At 61.4% G+C, this 17,311-nt stretch carries 23 protein-coding genes; 15 read left to right on the top strand and 8 right to left on the bottom strand.

Annotation, left to right across the window (positions count from 1 at the left end; translation table 11 throughout):
- The first annotated feature begins 140 nt into the window (after window positions 1-140).
- From AC1DXN_RS21445 to AC1DXN_RS21415, 7 genes are all read left to right on the top strand, one after another.
- Window positions 141-923, top strand: a complete 783-nt coding sequence (locus tag AC1DXN_RS21445) for an ABC transporter substrate-binding protein (protein WP_477247017.1) — start codon at window positions 141-143, stop codon at window positions 921-923.
- Window positions 924-1,042: 119 nt separating this feature from the next.
- On the top strand, window positions 1,043-1,756 hold the full coding sequence (locus AC1DXN_RS21440) for an ABC transporter permease (RefSeq protein ID WP_477276170.1): 714 nt from the start codon (window positions 1,043-1,045) through the stop codon (window positions 1,754-1,756).
- Window positions 1,753-2,571, top strand: coding sequence for an ABC transporter permease (locus AC1DXN_RS21435; protein WP_477276172.1), 819 nt, complete (start codon window positions 1,753-1,755; stop codon window positions 2,569-2,571). The genes AC1DXN_RS21440 and AC1DXN_RS21435 overlap by 4 nt, the downstream gene beginning before the upstream one ends.
- 116 nt (window positions 2,572-2,687) lie before the next feature.
- On the top strand, window positions 2,688-3,557 hold the full coding sequence (locus AC1DXN_RS21430; RefSeq protein ID WP_477276174.1) for an NAD(P)-dependent oxidoreductase: 870 nt from the start codon (window positions 2,688-2,690) through the stop codon (window positions 3,555-3,557).
- A gap of 8 nt (window positions 3,558-3,565) precedes the next feature.
- Entirely contained in the window at window positions 3,566-4,267 is a 702-nt protein-coding gene (locus AC1DXN_RS21425; RefSeq protein ID WP_477276176.1) for a DNA alkylation repair protein, read from the top strand.
- The gene (locus AC1DXN_RS21420) at window positions 4,230-4,805 is read left to right on the top strand and encodes a GNAT family N-acetyltransferase (RefSeq protein ID WP_477421653.1); all 576 of its coding nucleotides are present in this window, start codon (window positions 4,230-4,232) and stop codon (window positions 4,803-4,805) included. The genes AC1DXN_RS21425 and AC1DXN_RS21420 overlap by 38 nt, the downstream gene beginning before the upstream one ends.
- Before the next feature lie 46 nt (window positions 4,806-4,851).
- A complete protein-coding gene (locus tag AC1DXN_RS21415) occupies window positions 4,852-5,418 on the top strand; it encodes a DUF3299 domain-containing protein (protein WP_477276180.1) in 567 nt (188 codons plus the stop codon).
- 11 nt (window positions 5,419-5,429) lie between these two features.
- On the opposite strand, the gene AC1DXN_RS21410 is transcribed toward AC1DXN_RS21415, so the two are convergent.
- The 4 genes from AC1DXN_RS21410 to AC1DXN_RS21395 form a co-directional block, all read right to left on the bottom strand.
- Entirely contained in the window at window positions 5,430-5,921 is a 492-nt protein-coding gene (locus tag AC1DXN_RS21410) for an Lrp/AsnC family transcriptional regulator (RefSeq protein ID WP_477247033.1), read from the bottom strand.
- 207 nt (window positions 5,922-6,128) lie between these two features.
- Complete coding sequence (locus AC1DXN_RS21405; protein WP_477247035.1) at window positions 6,129-6,746, bottom strand: uracil-DNA glycosylase family protein; 618 nt, start codon at window positions 6,744-6,746, stop codon at window positions 6,129-6,131.
- A 2-nt stretch (window positions 6,747-6,748) separates the two neighbouring features.
- Window positions 6,749-7,360, bottom strand: coding sequence for a glutathione S-transferase (locus tag AC1DXN_RS21400; RefSeq protein ID WP_477276182.1), 612 nt, complete (start codon window positions 7,358-7,360; stop codon window positions 6,749-6,751).
- A gap of 56 nt (window positions 7,361-7,416) precedes the next feature.
- The gene (locus AC1DXN_RS21395) at window positions 7,417-8,040 is read right to left on the bottom strand and encodes a thermonuclease family protein (RefSeq protein ID WP_477324360.1); all 624 of its coding nucleotides are present in this window, start codon (window positions 8,038-8,040) and stop codon (window positions 7,417-7,419) included.
- 75 nt (window positions 8,041-8,115) lie between these two features.
- On the opposite strand from AC1DXN_RS21395, the gene AC1DXN_RS21390 reads away from it, so the two are divergent.
- Complete coding sequence (locus tag AC1DXN_RS21390; RefSeq protein ID WP_477276186.1) at window positions 8,116-9,639, top strand: sensor histidine kinase; 1,524 nt, start codon at window positions 8,116-8,118, stop codon at window positions 9,637-9,639.
- Window positions 9,640-9,644: 5 nt separating this feature from the next.
- Here AC1DXN_RS21390 and AC1DXN_RS21385 read toward each other — a convergent pair whose 3' ends face one another.
- Window positions 9,645-10,643 carry a nicotinate-nucleotide--dimethylbenzimidazole phosphoribosyltransferase gene (locus AC1DXN_RS21385; RefSeq protein ID WP_477276188.1) on the bottom strand — a complete coding sequence of 333 codons (999 nt, stop codon included), beginning with the start codon at window positions 10,641-10,643 and terminating at the stop codon, window positions 9,645-9,647.
- Between AC1DXN_RS21385 and AC1DXN_RS21380 the strand changes: the two genes are divergently transcribed.
- The 3 genes from AC1DXN_RS21380 to AC1DXN_RS21370 are packed head-to-tail and all read left to right on the top strand — an operon-like array spanning window position 10,642 to window position 11,781.
- The gene (locus AC1DXN_RS21380) at window positions 10,642-10,833 is read left to right on the top strand and encodes a hypothetical protein (RefSeq protein ID WP_477247045.1); all 192 of its coding nucleotides are present in this window, start codon (window positions 10,642-10,644) and stop codon (window positions 10,831-10,833) included. The two genes, AC1DXN_RS21385 and AC1DXN_RS21380, sit on opposite strands and share 2 nt — an antisense overlap.
- A complete protein-coding gene (locus tag AC1DXN_RS21375) occupies window positions 10,830-11,063 on the top strand; it encodes a DUF1289 domain-containing protein (RefSeq protein ID WP_477247047.1) in 234 nt (77 codons plus the stop codon). The genes AC1DXN_RS21380 and AC1DXN_RS21375 overlap by 4 nt, the downstream gene beginning before the upstream one ends.
- 13 nt (window positions 11,064-11,076) lie before the next feature.
- Window positions 11,077-11,781 (top strand): TIGR02281 family clan AA aspartic protease, encoded by a 705-nt coding sequence (locus tag AC1DXN_RS21370; RefSeq protein ID WP_477276190.1) that lies wholly within the window; start codon window positions 11,077-11,079, stop codon window positions 11,779-11,781.
- A 5-nt stretch (window positions 11,782-11,786) separates the two neighbouring features.
- Here the strand turns inward: AC1DXN_RS21370 and dusA are convergent, their stop codons facing one another.
- On the bottom strand, window positions 11,787-12,779 hold the full coding sequence (dusA, locus tag AC1DXN_RS21365) for a tRNA dihydrouridine(20/20a) synthase DusA (protein ID WP_477276192.1): 993 nt from the start codon (window positions 12,777-12,779) through the stop codon (window positions 11,787-11,789).
- A 128-nt stretch (window positions 12,780-12,907) separates the two neighbouring features.
- Here dusA and AC1DXN_RS21360 point away from each other — a divergent pair, with 128 nt between their 5' ends.
- Both AC1DXN_RS21360 and AC1DXN_RS21355 read left to right on the top strand, forming a co-directional pair.
- Window positions 12,908-14,002, top strand: a complete 1,095-nt coding sequence (locus AC1DXN_RS21360) for a site-specific integrase (protein WP_477276194.1) — start codon at window positions 12,908-12,910, stop codon at window positions 14,000-14,002.
- A 119-nt stretch (window positions 14,003-14,121) separates the two neighbouring features.
- Window positions 14,122-14,565 (top strand): Ros/MucR family transcriptional regulator, encoded by a 444-nt coding sequence (locus AC1DXN_RS21355; RefSeq protein ID WP_477276196.1) that lies wholly within the window; start codon window positions 14,122-14,124, stop codon window positions 14,563-14,565.
- A 540-nt stretch (window positions 14,566-15,105) separates the two neighbouring features.
- Here the strand turns inward: AC1DXN_RS21355 and AC1DXN_RS21350 are convergent.
- Complete coding sequence (locus AC1DXN_RS21350; RefSeq protein WP_477276198.1) at window positions 15,106-15,336, bottom strand: hypothetical protein; 231 nt, start codon at window positions 15,334-15,336, stop codon at window positions 15,106-15,108.
- Window positions 15,337-15,339: 3 nt separating this feature from the next.
- On the bottom strand, window positions 15,340-15,633 hold the full coding sequence (locus AC1DXN_RS21345) for a hypothetical protein (protein ID WP_477276200.1): 294 nt from the start codon (window positions 15,631-15,633) through the stop codon (window positions 15,340-15,342).
- Between the two features lie 92 nt (window positions 15,634-15,725).
- Here AC1DXN_RS21345 and AC1DXN_RS21340 point away from each other — a divergent pair, with 92 nt between their 5' ends.
- Window positions 15,726-16,007 (top strand): hypothetical protein, encoded by a 282-nt coding sequence (locus AC1DXN_RS21340; RefSeq protein WP_477276202.1) that lies wholly within the window; start codon window positions 15,726-15,728, stop codon window positions 16,005-16,007.
- The gene (locus tag AC1DXN_RS21335; RefSeq protein WP_477276204.1) at window positions 16,007-16,699 is read left to right on the top strand and encodes an SOS response-associated peptidase; all 693 of its coding nucleotides are present in this window, start codon (window positions 16,007-16,009) and stop codon (window positions 16,697-16,699) included. Before AC1DXN_RS21340 ends, AC1DXN_RS21335 begins: the two co-directional genes overlap by 1 nt.
- The last annotated feature ends 612 nt before the right edge of the window (window positions 16,700-17,311 follow it).

Raw genomic sequence — 17,311 nt, 5'->3', positions numbered from 1 at the left:
GAATAGCTTTGCCGATCGCGATGGTTTTACAGTTGCTTTTTTCCCGGAAAGAGTGGGAGTATCCCGATCAGCGGGCGGTCAAAGCACCGCCCCACAGAGCCGTACGGAACCACGGCCGGGACCATAAAGAGAGGACTATCATGCGTATTGCACTGCGTATCGCGCTCGCCGCATCGGCTGCGCTGCTGACGCTCGGCGTAGCCCAGGCCCAGGAAAAGACCCTGCGGATCGGCACCGAAGGCGCCTACCCCCCGTTCAACAACCTGACCGCCGACGGCCAACTCGTTGGCTTCGACATCGATATCGCCAAGGCACTTTGCGACGAGATGAAGGTGAAGTGCACCTTTGTCGCGCAGGATTGGGACGGCATCATCCCGGCGCTGCAGGCCGGCAAGTTCGACGCCATCATTGCCTCGATGTCGATCACGCCGGAGCGTGCCGAGAAGGTCGACTTCACGAATAAATACTACAACACCCCGCCGGCGATCGTCGCGCCCAAGGACAGCGACATCAAGGGCGTGACCAAGGAAGACCTGGCCGGCAAGACGATCGGCGTGCAGGCTTCGACCACGCATTTCAACTACTCGACCGCAACCTACACCGACAGCACGGTCAAGCCCTATCCGACTGCGCAGGAATACCAGCTCGACCTGGCCAATGGCCGCCTCGACGCCGCCAATGACGACATCGTCGTGCTGCAGCAATGGCTGGATTCGCCGGACGGCGCCTGCTGCAAGCTGATCGGTGCGATCAAGCCTGACGTCAAGATCCACGGCCCGGGCGCTGGCATCGCGGTGCGCAAGGGCGAGACCGATCTGGTCCACCAGTTCAATGCGGCGATCGACGCCATCCGCGCCAACGGAAAGTACAAGGAAATCAACGACAAGTACTTCAAGTTCGACGTCTATGGCGGCGATTCCTGATCGCAGCTTTCTGATCAAGAGAACGGCGGGATAGTCCCGCCGTTCTTGCAAGATGCCGGGCACGAGGGGTGACGCGGCGTGGCTCTCCAAAGAGCGGATGCGGGAGAACAGGCGAGCGGATGCAGAGCGTATGGACGCTTCTCAGTTGGGGACCCGATGGCTGGCTTGACGATATCGTCTCTGGTGCCGCCGTCACTGTTATTCTGGCGCTGGCCACGCTTCCAATCGGTTTGACGATCGGCTTTTTTGTAGCGCTGGGCAAACAATCCGAGGAACCTTCGCTGCGGGTTGCCGCCAACATCTATACGACGATCTTTCGCGGACTTCCGGAGCTGGTGACGCTGTTTTTGTTCTTTTTCGGCGGCCCGCTGATCCTGCAATATCTCGTCAGATTGATAAACCCTGAAGCGACCATCGACATCAACGGCTTCGTCGCCGGCATGATCGTGCTTGCGATCATCTTCTCGGCCTATGCCAGCGAGGTATTCCTCTCTGCTTTCCGGGCCATTCCAAAGGGACAATATGAAGGTGGCTACGCCATCGGCCTGTCATACGGGCAAACGATGCGCAAAGTGATTTTGCCGCAATTGCTCCGCATCGCGTTTCCGGGGCTGGAGAATTGTTGGCTGAGCCTGCTCAAGGACACTTCTCTGGTATCCGTGGTCGGCCTAGCTGAAACGCTGCGTCAAGCCGGTGTGGCCGCACGCGTCACCAAACACACATTCCTGTTCTTTAGCGTGGCCGCAATGGTATTTCTGATCCTGGCCATCATCTCATCCTTCGCCACCGGCGCCATACTGCGCTCGCTTGGCCAGCGGGAGGCACAGCGATGAGCATCGCAGCCGCTGTAGAACGGCCTCCTGTGCGTGCGCGCGGCTGGCCGCGTTCACGAATCGTCGGCCATGTGCTGGTGGGCATCTGGATTGCCGCCGGCGCCGGCATCGTCGCCTATCTGGCTTTGGCCGGGAACAGCGAGCTCTTTGCCAAGTATGGTCCCAGCTACCTGGAGGGGCTCGGCGTCACGCTCTCGCTGGTCGGCATCTCGATTGTCCTGGGCGCAATCCTGTCCCTGCCGGTGGCCTATGCACGCATGTCGCAAAACCGCATACTCTCCGGCATTGCCTACGGTTACGTCTATTTCTTCCGCGGCACGCCCCTGCTGGTCCAGACCTTTCTGGTCTATTATGGTGTGGGCTCGTTCAAGCCACAGCTCGAAATGGTCGGGCTCTGGGGCTTTTTCCGTGAGGCATTCAACTGCGGTGTCTTTGCCTTCGCCCTCAACACCGCCGCCTATCAGGCCGAGATCTTGCGCGGTGCGATTGAAAGCGTGCCGAAAGGCCAGTGGGAAGGTGCTGCTTCGCTCGGCCTGCACAAGTTGCAGACGCTGCGCAAGGTCATCCTGCCCCAGGCGCTGATCGTCGCGCTGAGGCCCTACGGCAACGAACTCATCCTGATGGTCAAGGCGTCCGCCATCGTCGCCATCATCACCGTCTACGACCTGATGGGCATGGCAAAGCTGACCTATGCGCGCACATTCGACATCCAGGCCTATATCTGGGTCGCGCTCGTCTATCTGGTGATGGTCGAGATCTTGCGGCACGCGATCGAATGGATCGAGCGGCGGATCACCATACATCTGAAGCGCTGACCGGTGTGCGCTGCGGCTGTGCCACTCAATCCTGACGCCGCGGCGGCTTGACGAATTCGCCGCAAGGCCTAGACGTTCGGCAAACAAAATCCCGTTTCCCGTCGGAAGGTAGAACTATGGCATCGGTGGCATTTCTCGGTCTTGGCGTCATGGGTTATCCGATGGCCGGACATCTCAGGAACAAGGGCGGCCACGACGTCACCGTCTACAACCGCACCACGGCCAAGGCCGAACAATGGGTTGGCCAGCATGGCGGCAGCTTCGCCACGACACCGGCCGAGGCCGCCGACGGCAAGGATTTCATCTTCTCCTGCGTCGGCAATGACGACGATCTGCGCTCGGTGACGACAGGTGCGCAGGGCGCCTTCGGTTCGATGAAGAAGGGCGCGATCTATATCGACAACACGACGGCGTCGGCCGAAGTTGCGCGCGAACTGGCGGAGAAGGCGCAAGCGCGCGGCTTTTCGTTCCTCGACGCTCCGGTCTCCGGTGGCCAGGCTGGCGCGGAAAACGGCGTGCTGACGGTGATGGTCGGCGGCGAACAGGAGGCGTTCGACAAGGCCAAGCCGGTCATCGATTCTTTTGCCCGCATGGTCGGGCTGATGGGGCCGGCCGGTTCCGGCCAGCTCACCAAGATGATCAACCAGATCACCATCGCCGGTCTCGTCCAGGGGCTGGCCGAAGGCATCCATTTCGGCAAGAAGGCCGGGCTCGACATCGAAAAGGTCATCGAGGTGATTTCCAAGGGTGCGGCCGGCTCGTGGCAGATGGAGAACCGTCACAAGACGATGAATGCCGGCAAATATGATTTCGGCTTTGCCGTCGATTGGATGCGCAAGGATCTCGGCATCTGCCTCACCGAGGCCGACCGCAATGGCGCCAAGCTGCCGGTGACAGCACTTGTCGACCAGTTCTACAAGGATGTGCAGGCGATGGGCGGCAAGCGCTGGGACACCTCTTCGCTGCTGGCGCGCCTGGAGAAATAGGATTCGCGGTGGCCGAGCTTTCGCCTCAATCCAGTGCCGACGACATCGTCGCGTATCTGCGCTCGATCGGCTCGGAGGAAAATCGCCGTGGCATGCTGCGCTACGGCATCAAGATCGAACGTGCGCTCGGCATTCCACATGGGGTGCAGCGGCAGATTGCCAGGAAAATAAAGCGCAACCATGAACGCGCCTTCGAACTCTGGCAGACCGGCATCATGGAGGCGCAGTTCATCGCTTCCGTCACGGCCGACCCGAAGCGGTTCACTGCCGCGGATGCGAGGCAATGGGCGGCGTCCTTCGATTCGTGGGATATCGTCGACGGCGTCTCCGATCTCTTCGTCGATACGGACAGCTGGAAGGAATTGATCGGCGAGTTCGCGGCCGACGACCGGGAGTTCGTTCGCCGCACGGCGTTTGCCATGATCGCCTGGTCGGTGGTCCACCGGAAGAAAGAGCCGATAGCGACCTTCCTCGACTTCCTGCCGGTCATTGAAACGCATGCCACCGATGGCCGGAATTTCGTGAAGAAGGCCGTGAACTGGGCACTTCGCTCAATCGGCAAACGATCGATGGAGATGCACGGCGCTGCCCTTGCTGTCGCCGAGCGGTTGGCGCAGTCGACCGACAAGACAGCGCGCTGGATCGGCAAGGACGCCGTGAGGGAGCTGACCAATGCCAAGACGCTCGAGCGGATCGCCAGAAAAGGCTGATCTGGCAAAAATTCGTTTTGCCGCGGTAAATCGGGAAACGCGCGCTGATTTCGAAAGTCTGTTCGAAGCGCCGGGTGGACCGAAATATTGCTGGTGCATGGCCTGGCGCCACTCCAGCCGCGAGCACATCCAGAACGATGAGAAGAAACGCATGATGATGGCGCGGATCGAGGCCGGCACGCCCGTCGGCCTTGTCGCCGAGCTTGAAGGCCGGACCGTCGGCTGGTGCTCGGTCGCGCCGCGCGAGACCTACCGCAAGCTGTCGCCGCAACAGGACGGTGCCGAGACTGGCATCTGGTCGATCGTCTGCTTTTATGTGCCCAGAGCCTTGCGCGGCGGCGGGCTGGCGGCAGCGCTGCTCGACGCTGCAATCGATCATGCCTTTGCTAAGGGCGCCAGGGCGATCGAGGCCTACCCTGTCGATCAGGCATCGCCGAGCTACCGTTTCATGGGGTTTTCCGACATGTTCAAGGCCCGAGGTTTCCACGAGGTCGGCGTGGCCGGCTCTCGCCGACATGTGATGCGGCTCGAGCGTTGACGCCCTTGGCCACGGCGGCTTTACTCCACCGCAAAGGGAGCGGCCAATGAGCAACCGTCTCAAATCGACCACGGCGCTCGCGGTCGCGTTGTTTGTGTCCGCCGCCGATGCCTCGGCCGAGACCGCGCACATATTCTGGAAGGATCTGCGTCCGGCGACACAACAAGCCGCCGAAAGCGTCGGCCTGCCGATGATCGCGGCCAAAATGCCCGACCATGGCGAGACGCTGTCGCTCAATCTGCAGGATAAGACCGTTCAGTTAGCCGGCTATGCCCTTCCGGTCGATCGCGATGGCGACCTTGTGTATCAATTCCTGCTGGTGCCGTGGACAGGTGCTTGCAGCCACATGCCCACGCCGCCGCCCAACCAGATCGTGCTGGTCACGCCCGCCCACCCCTACAGGATGTCGGAGGCCTATCAGCCGGTTTCCGTCACCGGTGCGCTCACGCCGGGCCTGGAGAAAAGCCAGCTGTTCATCCTTGATGGCGTCAGCGTCATCCAGTCGGGCTACACGGTGCGCAAAGCGGAGGTGGTCAGTGTCGACACGGTGCCGGACACGATCACGCTGCCGGTGAACTCGCCTTGGAGTTTCCTCAACAAAAAGAAGAACTAGCGAATTGAATCTCAAGCGGCGTTGGCGCCTGACTCCTTGTCCAGCACCATATAGTCCAGCGGCATTTCGGTCGTGTACTTGATCTGCTCCATGGCGAAGGACGACGACACGTCGCGGATCTCGATCTTGGCGATCAACCGCTTGTAGAAGGCGTCATAGGCGGCAATGTCGGGCACCACCACGCGCAAGAGATAGTCGACGTCGCCGCTCATGCGGTAGAATTCGACCACTTCCGGAAATTCCTGGACGACCTCCGAAAAGCGGCGCAGCCATTCATGGCTGTGCGAATTGGTGCGGATCGACACGAAGACGGTGACGCGCACATTGACCTTTTCATGGTCGAGGATGGCGACGCGCCGCTTGATGACGCCTTCTTCCTCGAGCTTCTGGATGCGCCGCCAGCACGGCGTGGTCGACAGACCGACTTTCTTGGCGACATCGGCGACCGCAAGCGTCGCGTCCTCCTGCAGGAGGCGGAGAATTTTTCTGTCAAGGCGGTCCATTGGGTGCTCCCTGATGCCTGTCGCCCAAAAGTGCGTAGCGGTTTTGGGACAACGACATGCATAAAAAACAAAATTCAAAGCGCGTTACTTCCCTCAGGCGCGACGCGCTTTGAGGAATGGATTGCCTATAGTCCCTCTTATCTGGGCCTTTCACAAGAAAGAAATTCTGCCGGATGGTGCAAAAGCGAGTGATTTCTTGCTGAAAGCTCAACCGATGCGATAGCGGATTTCCGACCTCAGAAATGGCAGCAAATCCATTTCAAACCATGGATTCTTCTTCAGCCAGCCTGTGTTACGCCATGATGGATGCGGCAGCGGCAGCACTTTCGGGCTGGTCGGCGCATCCCAGACGGCACGCCAATCCATCACCGTCTCGGTCAGAGAGGACCGACGCGCAGTGCCCATATGCCAGGATTGCGCATAGATCCCGATCGTCAGCACGAGATCGATGCGCGGCATCAGCGCCATCAGCGGCGCGCGCCAGGCCGGCGCACATTCGCGCCGCGGCGGCAGGTCCGCGCCTTTGGCGTTCTGGCCGGGAAAGCAAAAACCCATCGGCACGATGGCGAATTTTTCCGTGTCGTAGAACTCTTCGCTGCTGACGCCCAGCCAGCTTCGCAAGCGGTCGCCGGAGGCGTCGGTGAACGGCATGCCAGAGATATGCACCTTGGTGCCCGGCGCCTGGCTGGCGAGCAGGATGCGTGCGCTCGACGAGGGGCGCAGCACTGGGCGCGGCTCATGCGGCAGCGGGCGGCCGACCGAATTGTCAACGCAGATGCGGCAGGCCAGGACTTTTGCCGTGAGGCTTTCCAGTTCGGAGCTCATCCTCAGGCGGCGGCGCTCGGCCGGCTGGAAATCGCGCCGTGCCAGCGCAGCACGTTGGTGCAGTCTTCCGGCACCTTGATGCGCGCCGGCTTCATGAAGTCGATGGCGATCAGTCCGGTGATGTCGGCGATCGAATAGCTGTCGCCGGCGGCAAACTCGCGGTCTGCCAGCTCGGTGTCGAGGAGTTTCAGGAATTCGACCGCCTTGGGCTTGTTGGCCTCACCCCATTCGGGGATCTGGGGGATTTCCCATTCCTTCATCGCAGGATGGATGTGGCGAAAAGCCTGCGCGACGCAGCTCAGCAGATTGAACTCCATGCGCCTTTGCCACATCTCGACCTGCGCCTTGCCGAGCGCGCCCTCCCCGAACAGCGCCGGCTGCGGATGCAGTTCCTCGAAATAGCGGCAGATGGCAACGGATTCGGTGATGATCGTGCCGTCGTCGAGTTCGAGCACCGGCAGGCGCTGCAGCGGATTGCGCGAACTGACCGGCTCCTGCCTGTGTCCCAGCGCCCCCATGTCGACAGGCACCAGCGGAACCTCCAGCCCCTTTTCGGCGAGGAAAACCCTGACCCGGCGTGGATTGGGCGCGCGCCCACCATCGAACAGCTTCATTCCCTTCCTCCTCGATCTCTTCCGCGACTATAGGGCGCGCATTGATGCGTTGAGTATCACCAGAAGCGAAAAATCTCGCGCAGCGCGTCGCCGATCGAAGCCAGCGTGCCATGCTTTCTTTCGACCGGCCCGTCGTGGTGGGTTTCGCGCCAGTCATGCGGCTCGTCGAAGGTGCCTGCCCAGATGCCGGCCTTGCCGGCGCGGGCGCCGGCTTCCTCGATTTCGAAATCACCATAGGCAACCGCCCAGCCGGCCTCGACCTGGGCGCGGTTGAGATCCTTGCCGTCGACCTTGCAGTCGCCGAGCAGCCGGCCATAGCGGTCGCGTTGCCAGCCGCTGCAGTAGACGGGTTTGCCTGATATCAGTCGCACCAGGGACTGGCGCGCGAGCTTGCCGCAGGGATAGTCAGCGCCGTCCTTGCGGCAGGTCTGCGCATATTCGGGAGCGTCGATGCCGCGCATGCGGATGCGCTCGGTGCCGAGCGTGATCGAATCGCCATCGTTGACGATTGCCGCGCCTTGCGCCTTGCGTGTCTCGACCCGGTCAAGACGCGCCGCCAGAAGGATCAGCAGGCCGAGCAGGATGACGGTCAGTCCGTAGTCCACCAGCCTGCGCCACAGGCTTCGCGGCGGCCGCGGATTGTATCGCCGGCGAGGCCTTTGCGACCACGAACGGCTCATATGGCAAACAGTCTCTTAATCATTCGAACGTAGCTTAAGAATTTGAAATCGCTGCGCGTATGAATTGAAGTTTCCATGCCTTTGCTACGCTCGAACACAGCGGATAAATTCATTGTGGACCGCAGGAAACCCCATCGCAACAGCGATGTGGCGCGCGCGGTGCGCAAGACGCGCGACCGTCTCTCGCAGCAAGCCGGCAACCCCGATTTCGACCGCGAACTGCTGAAGCTGCATGCACGCGCCATGGTGGGCGGCGCGATCGCCATCCCGCTGCTTGTGCTGACGATCGCGGCGGCAGGGCTGTTTTCCGGCATGGACGCCAAGCGGATCGGTGTCTGGGCGTTGTTCACCCTCGCCTGCTACAGCGTCGTCGTGTTCATGGCGAGGCGCATCGAACGCACTGAAGCTTCCGAGCTCAACCCATTGCGAACGCGAAGAGATTTGCTCATCGGCCATTGGCTGTGTGGCCTCGGCTGGGCCTGGTTCGCATGGCTCGACTGCAGCGCGTGCCAGGTCGACCAGTTTCAGGTGGTCAAGGCGGTGGTGCTGCTGCTTGCCATGGCGGCAACGGCCGTCATGGCGTCGTCGCTGCGTGGCGCGCTGCTGACGACTTTTGCCATTCCGGTGGCGGTCTATGCCTATTCCGGAGCCAAGCTGTGGCTGCCAGTCGAGGCGATCATGGTCGGGCTGCTGGTCGCCGCCCTGCCGTTCTTCGACTATGTCGCCAGCCATCTCAACCGCTCGTCGCTGATGCTCTTGTCGTTCCGCTCCGAAAAGGACGCGCTGATCGCCGAGGTGGAGACGGCGAAATCGATGTCGGACGAGGCAAGGCGGCGGGCCGAAGACGCCAATCTGGCAAAGTCGCGTTTTCTGGCCTCGATGAGCCACGAGCTCAGGACGCCGCTCAACGCCATTCTCGGCTTTTCCGAGGTGATGGCCAACGAGGTGCTCGGACCGATGAGCAACCCGACCTATCGCGACTACGCCCATGACGTGCACGAGTCCGGCCAGCATCTGCTCGACCTGATCAACGAGATCCTCGACCTGTCGCGCATCGAAGCCGGCCGCTACCAGCTCAACGAGGAGCCGGTGATGCTGCTCGCCATCGTCGAGGATTGCTGCCACATGATGGAGCTGAAGGCGCGCAACAAGGACATCCGCATCGTCCAGGATTTCGAAAGCACCCTGCCGCGTCTGTTCGCCGACGAACGCGCGCTGCGTCAGATCACGCTCAACCTTTTGTCCAATGCCATCAAATTCACGGCAACCGGCGGCGAAATCCGCGTGCGCGTCGGCTGGACTGCCGGCGGCGGGCAGTACATCTCGATCAAGGACAATGGACCGGGCATCCCTGAAGAGGAGATTCCGATCGTGCTTTCCGCCTTCGGCCAGGGTTCGATCGCCATCAAGAGCGCCGAACAGGGGACAGGGCTGGGGCTGCCGATCGTGCAGGGCCTGCTGGCCATGCATGGCGGCGAATTCGAGCTCCATTCCAGACTGCGCGAAGGCACCGAGGCGATCGCCATTTTCCCGCCAAGCCGGGTGATGGAGGAATTGCCGGCGCTGCCGACCCAGGCGGTCGCCGCGCGCCGTCGCTGACGGCACTAGGCTTTGACGGCCGCCGCCATCCCCGAACTGGTGAGCGCGGCGGCTTTCACCAGGCCCGCGGCAAGAGCCGCCCCTACCCCTTCGCCATGGCTCATGCCGAGATCAAGCAGCGGGCGCAGGCCGAGCCGAACAGCCGCCCGCACCTGCCCGGGCTCCACCGACAGGCCGGCAAGCAGACAATGGTCGAGGGAACCAGGATTGGCGGCATAAAGCACGGCGGCCGCGGCGGTCGCGGTAAAGCCGTCGAGCAGCACCGGGATCTTCTGCATCCGCGCGGCCAGAATGGCGCCGGCAATCGCCGCGAATTCGCGCCCGCCGACCCGACGCAAGGCTTCAAGCGGGTCCCTGAGGCTCGCGCCATGAAACGCAAGTGCCGCGTCGACCGCTGCAGCCTTGCGTTCCTGCATCGCCGCATCGGCGCCCGAGCCAAGCCCGACCCAGTCGGCGCCGCGGCCGCCGAAAAGTGCTGCACACAGAGCAGCAGCGACAGTCGAGTTGCCGACACCGAGATCGCCCAAACAAAGCAGATCGGTGCCGCCGGCAATGGCTTCCATGCCGAAGGCCATGGTGGCGGCGCAACCGCGCTCATCGAGTGCTGCCTCCTCGGTGATGTCGGCGGTCGCAATGTGCAGCGCGAGATCGAAGACCTTCAGGCCGAGATCGTTGGCAATGCAGATCTGGTTGATGGCAGCGCCGCCTGCGGCGCAAAGCTCGACCACGTTGGCGGTCGCCGCCACCGGCCGTGGCGAAATGCCGTGCCGGGTGACGCCGTGATTGCCGGCGAAGACCGCCACCAAGGGCCTTGTCACCGCTGGCGGCGCGCGCCCACTCCAGGCGGCGAGCCACGCGGCGATGTCTTCAATGCGGCCGAGCGAATTTTCGGGCTTGTCGGCTTTGGCAAACAGGGTGCGCACCCTGTTTTCCGCAACGGTATCGGCCGGCGGCAGGTTTGCCAGCAGATTGCGAAAATCGTCGAAGGGCAGCGCGCTGGTCATGTCGTTCCTGATCGTCCGTGGAATTGATCAGCGGCATAGCCGCCTTGCCCGGCCGGCACAACCTTCCCTGACATTGGCGCGAAAGCAGTTGCCGGCGGCGCATTCCGAAGGGCTTGCATTGGCTTTGCCGTTGCACCATGTGGAGATGGAACGAGGGATTCTGGACGGAATCTCCAAGAGAAAGTCATGACGGCCATCGAATCCCCGTGCATCCTCGTCTGCTCGATCGACATGAAAACCGGCTTCTGCTTCGGCTGCGGCCGCACGCGCGAGGAAATCGGCGCCTGGATCGATATGACGCCGGAAACGCGCCGAAGCGTGATGGCTGAATTGCCGGCACGGCTGGAAACGGTCGAGCGCCGGCCGCGCCGGGAAACGCGCCGCGGCCGCATGGCGCGCGAGCGCGGCGTCCTCTCGTGAACTGGCACCGCCCATGAACCGGCTGTTCTGGATCGTGATGGTGGCGATCGGCGTCGGGCTTGTCCTGCTCATGGTCAACAATTCCGCCGGCAGCACTTTCGGCATTGAAAACAACGATTTCAGCCGGCTGATCTGGCTGGGCGCCTTCGGCGCGCTGATCAGCGCCGGCCTCATTCGATCCGGCCGGCCGCTCGGCGCCATGGCGCGCAATCTCGGCGCCTGGGGCGTCATCGTGCTGGCGCTGGTTGCCGGTTATCAGTACCGCTACGAATTGCAGGATTTCGCCAGCCGGGTGACGGCCGGCCTCGTGCCCGGCAGTCCGCTGGCATTGGGCGTCGAGGACGGCCACGCAACCGTCACGCTCGACAAGGCCGACAGCGGCCATTTCGAAGCGCGTATCATGGTCAACGGCACGGCAATCCGCACCGTGGTCGATACCGGCGCGACCAGCATCGTGCTGACCGCAGAGGATGCGCGTGCCGCGGGTTTCAATCTGGACAGGCTGAGCTTCACCATACCGGTTTCGACCGCCAATGGCATGGCGCGCGCCGCCTCCGTCAGAACCGACACCGTGGCGATCGGCGACATCGTGCGCAAGGACATGGCGGTCATGATCGCCGCACCCGGCGCGCTCGGCCAGAGCCTGCTCGGCATGAACTTCATCGGCTCGCTGTCTGGCTTCGACGTGCGCGGCGACCGGATGATTTTGCGCGACTGACTTCGTCAGGCTGCCTGTTCGATGCGGCCGAATTCCACCGCCGCAAAAGCCGCCTTCAGCACATCCGGTCCCGCACCGGGTCTGGTCGCGTCGGTCGACAGAATCTGTCGGTAGCGGCGCGCGCCGGGCAGGCCGTGGAACAGGCCGACCATATGGCGGGTGACATGGCCGAGTCGCCCGCCCTGCTCGATGTGACGCGCCGCATAGCCGGCCATCGCGTCGATCAGCGCGGCAAAGTCGAACACGCCGGCTTCGCCGCCATAGAACGCGGCATCGACGCCAGCCAGGATGCCGGGCGTATGGTAGGCAGCGCGGCCAAGCATGGCGCCATCGACATGGTCGAGATGGCGAAGGGCTTCCTCGAGCGACTGAATGCCGCCATTGATGCCGATGAACTGGCTCGGCTTTTTGGCCTTCAGGCGATAGACCCTGTCATAGTCGAGCGGCGGGATGTCGCGGTTTTCCTTCGGGCTCAAGCCTTCCAGCCAGGCCTTGCGGGCATGCACCCAGAGCGCGTCGGCGCCAGCCGCAAAAACCCCGTCGGCCAGCACATCGAGCGCCGGCTCGGGGTCCTGCTCGTCAACGCCGATGCGGCACTTGACGGTGACCGGAATGTTCACGGCAGCCTTCATCGCGCCAACACAGTCGGCGACGAGAACCGGCACCCTCATCAGGCAGGCGCCGAACGTGCCCGACTGGACGCGGTCGGAAGGGCAGCCGACATTGAGGTTGATCTCGTCATAGCCAAAAGCCTCGCCAATGCGCGCCGCCTCGGCAAGTTTTTGCGGATCGGAGCCGCCAAGCTGCAGCGCGACCGGATGCTCGGTGGCATCGAAGCCCAGCAGCCGCTCGCGCGATCCATGGATGACGGCGTCGGCCACCACCATCTCGGTGTAAAGCAGCGCACGGCGCGTGAGCTGACGATGGAAGAACCGGCAATGCCGGTCTGTCCAGTCCATCATAGGCGCAACGGAAATCCTATGAGCTTGATTTATCACACTTTTTCTCGTATTTTCAGGACCTTAAAACGTGCACACGTTCGCCGTTTGTACGACACGATATCCGTCAGTTTTCGCATTTTGTACTCCTCCCTGTGCACACAGCGTGCACGAAAAAGAGACCACCCATGGCATCCATCAACAAGTTGGCTTCCGGCAAGTGGCGTGTGCAGGTTCGCTGCAAGGGCCACTACCTCACCACCAGCTTCTCGCTCCGCAAGGACGCCGAGATGTGGGCGCGCCGAATTGAGCGAGAAATCGACCTGGGTCAGAAGCCTGCTCCCAAGCACAAGGACGGGATCAAAACGGTTTCCGACCTGATCGACCTGCATATCGCGGATATGACGGAAGTTGGCAAGGTGATCGGGCGTTCGAAGGCATTCAGCCTGGACCTGCTACGAGCCAGGCTCGGAAGGCTCAACATCGCCGATCTTAATCGCGAACAGGTCATCAAGTTCGGCAAGGAACGAGCCGAGGAAGGCGCCGGACCTGTCACCGTTGGAATAGATATCGGATACATCCGGACATTGCTGGTGCACGGCGCGGCTGTGCATGGACTGCCTTATTCAGCGGAGCCGGTGGAGCTTGGTCGTGTCGCCCTCACCCGCTTGGGTCTTGTTGGCAAGGGCAACGAGCGCGATCGGCGACCGACGCTTGAGGAGATAGAGACCCTGATCCGATACTTCAGAGGAAACAACTTCCAGATTATCCCCGTCGATAAGATCATTCGCTTTGCGATCTCAACCGCCATGCGGCTCGGGGAAATCTGCAACGCCACTTGGGAGGACCTCAACGACCGCAACAACACCCTGCTGATCCGAGATCGCAAGGACCCACGCCACAAGAAGGGCAATCACATGCGTATCCCGCTCCTCGATGTGAGTGGTTACGACGCCCGCGCGATCCTCGAAGAGCAGCGTTTCTCCACTGAGGGAAAGGGACGCATCTTTCCTTACAATGGGAAGTCGACCGGAACCGCCTTCCGACGTGCGTGTCATGAATTGAAGATCGAGGACCTGCACTTCCACGACCTGCGTCACGAAGGCACAAGCCGCCTGTTCGAAGCTGGCTTCACCATCGAGCAGGTCGCGATGGTCACCGGGCACAAGGATTGGAAGATGCTCCGCCGCTATACCCATTTGAGGCCGGAGCATCTTCATGTGATCGCGGCGAGGCTTCAACAGACACCGCCAAATACGGAGTTGCGGCAAGCAATCGGCTAAATACCACCTTCGGGAAGAGCGGGGTCAGCTATAACGTTAACGTGCCGTCCTAGCCGCGGCTTGCTCCATAATGTCGCTACGCCTATTGCCAGTAGAATTGAACACCACAAGGAATGACGATGACCGACGAAACCCACAACCATTCGACCGAACTAGCCGAACTCACCGCAGATGTAGTCTCCGCCTACGTCGCCAATAACCCGGTCCCGGTGACGAGCTTGCCCGATCTCATCGCTTCGGTTCACGCGTCTCTGTCGGGAATTAGACAGCCAGAAACGAAGCCTGCGGCGGAGCTTGTCCCCGCAGTAAATCCGAAGAAATCAGTGTTTCCTGACTACATCATCTGCCTGGAGGACGGGAAGCGGTTCAAGTCGCTGAGACGGCACTTGAACGTCGATTTTGGCCTCTCCCCTGAGGAGTACCGCACAAAATGGAATTTGCCGCACGACTATCCCATGGTTGCGCCGAACTACTCCGCCACGCGATCTGCTCTGGCGAAAGCAGCCGGATTGGGCGTGAAGGCGGCGCCGGCGAAGAAGACTCCAGGCAAGCGCAAAGCATAATAGGGCAAAAGGCTCGCCGTCCCATTCGCGAGACGGCGAGCCTCCCCATGCCCAACCCTAACCCCAACACACCTTGCAAAGCAATTTCAGTGCCAGCTTATATGTCCCATCGCAGGACGGCATGACGCTACGTCAAGAATCAGCTATCGCTTGGATTGCGGCGGACCTGATACCGTCTGGCTGGCGCCGATCAGGCAACACCTCCCAAGCTGGCGCCAGCCATTTTCTTAGGCTCGAAGCATAGAATTGACGCACGCACCCAAAGCTGAGAACTATATCGGCGGGGGAAATAGATGGTTTTTCGCCGTCTTGGCGCGATCGGTCTCGGTGTGGCATCCATCATCGGCTGCGCTCATGCCCAGGAAGCCTGCGACCCCAACTACGCGGGGGCGTGTGTTCCAATAGCCAGCGATGTCGATTGCTCATCTGGAAAGGGCAACGGTCCAGCATACGTACGCGGCCCGGTCACTGTCGTAGGCACGGATATCTATGATCTCGACCGGGACGGCGACGGCATAGGCTGTGAAAACGGCTAGAGCACTACGGCTTGGACGGCCCGGTTCCGCTCCACTGGATGAACGGCACCTCCCTCCCGGTCACTTCCCGCACGGCTTTCAACAGCATCTCATGCAGGACGCGCGTCTGACGGTAGTGGTCGCAATGCGGCGATATAAACGGCTTGACGATGCTCAGGTGCAGCGCTTCTGCGGCTACTACAAAGCGCTCAATTTCGGCCTGTGAGAATTGCTGCGAACCTTTCGACCTGGCCATGCCCTACCCCCGAAACCTTTCCATGTGCCAGACGATTTTGCCGTCCACCTTCATTGGCTTGTGGATCATCAGCCGTTTCGGCAAGTGCTCAGGGTGAACCTCCATCAGCGTAATCTTGATCTGAGGCTTGCAGCGGCTGCAATCGAACTTCAGCCGGAGCGGATCAGCGCCGCCCCCATAGACCATCATCAGATCCGCCGATCGGCAGTAGCGGACGTTGCCGCAGCTGCACTCGGCTTTCACAAGCATGTTGTGCCGGGTCGCCTTCCCCAGCGTGTCGATCGGATCGTGCGCCATGCTGACAAAAGAGGAACATATTCCTGTTCCGTCAAGAGGGATTGACTCTCGTGTTCCTATTTTGTTCACTGCGGGTAAATTGGAGACACCTGATGAAACCGTTGATTGCCACGGAAGCCGAACAGCCCGAGATTTACGCCACGGTACGGCGCGAGATGCCCGCCATTCATCGAGCCGTCAGCAAGATGGGAAAGCAGATGCGCGGCCTCTCACCCCTCAGCCAAAAGGCGGCCATCGCCGAACTGACCGCTATCTGGTGCCTGGCGAACTATCCCGATGACCTCGATCGTGCATTGTCTTTGGCAGAGGCCATACGCCATCAGGCCGACATCTATCTCCGTGAGAGCCAGAACACCGGCGGCGCTCGCCACTGATGTGCGGCCGCTACACGCGATATCTCACCTGGTCTGAAATCCACCGGCGCTACCGGCTGACGGCAGCGGCCGAGATCGGCCGCAATGACGAACCACGCTACAACATCGCGCCAACGCAGGACGTGCCGTTCGTCACTGCCGGTGAGGATGGCAACCACAGACTACGCGAAGGGCGCTGGTGGCTGGTTCCGTTCTGGGCGAAGGAGATACCCAAGGCGGCGATGTTCAACGCGAGAATTGAGGGCGTCGATACCGCGCCAGCCTTTCGCGACGCCTTCAAATCGAAGCGCTGCCTGATCCCGGCGGACGGTTTCTATGAATGGACCATTTCGCCGGCTGACGGGAAGAAGGACCCTTGGCACATCTACCAGCCCGGCCACGCGCCATTCTCGTTTGCAGGCCTCTGGGCCTACAATTCCAATCTCGACATCACAAGCTGCACCATCATCACAGAGCCCGCCGCAGAGGCGATGAAGCAGTTGCACGATCGGCAGCCAGTCATCCTTGACCAGGCTTATTATGACGCCTGGCTAGATCCTGCGACACCCCAGGACAGCCTCAAGGATATTCTCAGTCACGACATTGACGGCCAGCTTCAGTTCAACCGTGTCGGGCGTGATGTGAACACGAGCGCCGTCAATAAGTTGCCCAATGACCATCCAGGTCTCGTTGGGCCGATCAACCCGTTATGAGCGACGAACCCTCACGACTTGCCGAAGGTATGACAGCGCCCCCGCGCGATCGACGACGCATCGACAATCACGCGTGCGAGCACGCCGGCTGCGGCAAGGATGCGGGGTTCGGCTTTTCGAAGCCGCGTCAGCCCTCGCACTGGTTCTGCATGGAGCACCGCGGCGAAGGCGAGCAACATCTTTCTGGAGCAGGATGGCGCCAATGACCCGCGCGACAAAGCGCGACGTGTTCGCCGTGAGCCGCGCTGGTCTCCAGATCACCGCCCAACGACGTTGACGACCGCCGCGTGCAGGATAGACGGATGAAACGCGAGGTCAGGGAGGCCCTGTCCGACGTCCGCGCCTTCGGTCTCGCGCCTTATGACATCATGAATTCTTAGTTGATGTCGCTGCGGCTGGAACGGCCCGAATTTACCATGTTTGTTTGGGTTTGATTAAAATGGGCAGCGCAAGGTCACCGTATGCGAAAGATCAATCCCACCTGCGCTGCAATCCTCTTGGCTCCATTTCTGATTTCGGCGGCACTATTTGTAGCTGCGCTGACGCTTGACGGAGGTTCGCATACGGACCCTCGGATCACCTCGTCTGTGAGGTAACAACCCCTGCTGCTGG

This window comes from Mesorhizobium sp. P2_H9 (assembly GCF_056403215.1).
The sequence above is the reverse complement of the archived record's forward strand: the minus strand, read 5'-3'. Positions and strand labels throughout refer to the sequence as shown.

Bases quoted from the DNA above. Each gene is read 5' to 3' on its own strand.
- AC1DXN_RS21415 (WP_477276180.1), top strand. From the start codon at position 4,852: ATGAGCAACCGTCTCAAATCGACCACGGCGCTCGCGGTCGCGTTGTTT.
- AC1DXN_RS21440 (WP_477276170.1), top strand. From the start codon at position 1,043: ATGCAGAGCGTATGGACGCTTCTCAGTTGGGGACCCGATGGCTGGCTT.
- AC1DXN_RS21400 (WP_477276182.1), bottom strand. From the start codon at position 7,360: ATGAAGCTGTTCGATGGTGGGCGCGCGCCCAATCCACGCCGGGTCAGG.
- AC1DXN_RS21435 (WP_477276172.1), top strand. From the start codon at position 1,753: ATGAGCATCGCAGCCGCTGTAGAACGGCCTCCTGTGCGTGCGCGCGGC.
- AC1DXN_RS21385 (WP_477276188.1), bottom strand. From the start codon at position 10,643: ATGACCAGCGCGCTGCCCTTCGACGATTTTCGCAATCTGCTGGCAAAC.
- AC1DXN_RS21370 (WP_477276190.1), top strand. From the start codon at position 11,077: ATGAACCGGCTGTTCTGGATCGTGATGGTGGCGATCGGCGTCGGGCTT.
- AC1DXN_RS21355 (WP_477276196.1), top strand. From the start codon at position 14,122: ATGACCGACGAAACCCACAACCATTCGACCGAACTAGCCGAACTCACC.
- AC1DXN_RS21350 (WP_477276198.1), bottom strand. From the start codon at position 15,336: ATGGCCAGGTCGAAAGGTTCGCAGCAATTCTCACAGGCCGAAATTGAG.
- AC1DXN_RS21375 (WP_477247047.1), top strand. From the start codon at position 10,830: ATGACGGCCATCGAATCCCCGTGCATCCTCGTCTGCTCGATCGACATG.
- AC1DXN_RS21345 (WP_477276200.1), bottom strand. From the start codon at position 15,633: ATGGCGCACGATCCGATCGACACGCTGGGGAAGGCGACCCGGCACAAC.
- AC1DXN_RS21395 (WP_477324360.1), bottom strand. From the start codon at position 8,040: ATGAGCCGTTCGTGGTCGCAAAGGCCTCGCCGGCGATACAATCCGCGG.
- AC1DXN_RS21340 (WP_477276202.1), top strand. From the start codon at position 15,726: ATGAAACCGTTGATTGCCACGGAAGCCGAACAGCCCGAGATTTACGCC.
- AC1DXN_RS21405 (WP_477247035.1), bottom strand. From the start codon at position 6,746: ATGAGCTCCGAACTGGAAAGCCTCACGGCAAAAGTCCTGGCCTGCCGC.
- AC1DXN_RS21430 (WP_477276174.1), top strand. From the start codon at position 2,688: ATGGCATCGGTGGCATTTCTCGGTCTTGGCGTCATGGGTTATCCGATG.
- AC1DXN_RS21420 (WP_477421653.1), top strand. From the start codon at position 4,230: ATGCCAAGACGCTCGAGCGGATCGCCAGAAAAGGCTGATCTGGCAAAA.
- AC1DXN_RS21335 (WP_477276204.1), top strand. From the start codon at position 16,007: ATGTGCGGCCGCTACACGCGATATCTCACCTGGTCTGAAATCCACCGG.
- AC1DXN_RS21380 (WP_477247045.1), top strand. From the start codon at position 10,642: ATGTCGTTCCTGATCGTCCGTGGAATTGATCAGCGGCATAGCCGCCTT.
- AC1DXN_RS21360 (WP_477276194.1), top strand. From the start codon at position 12,908: ATGGCATCCATCAACAAGTTGGCTTCCGGCAAGTGGCGTGTGCAGGTT.
- AC1DXN_RS21390 (WP_477276186.1), top strand. From the start codon at position 8,116: ATGCCTTTGCTACGCTCGAACACAGCGGATAAATTCATTGTGGACCGC.
- AC1DXN_RS21445 (WP_477247017.1), top strand. From the start codon at position 141: ATGCGTATTGCACTGCGTATCGCGCTCGCCGCATCGGCTGCGCTGCTG.
- AC1DXN_RS21410 (WP_477247033.1), bottom strand. From the start codon at position 5,921: ATGGACCGCCTTGACAGAAAAATTCTCCGCCTCCTGCAGGAGGACGCG.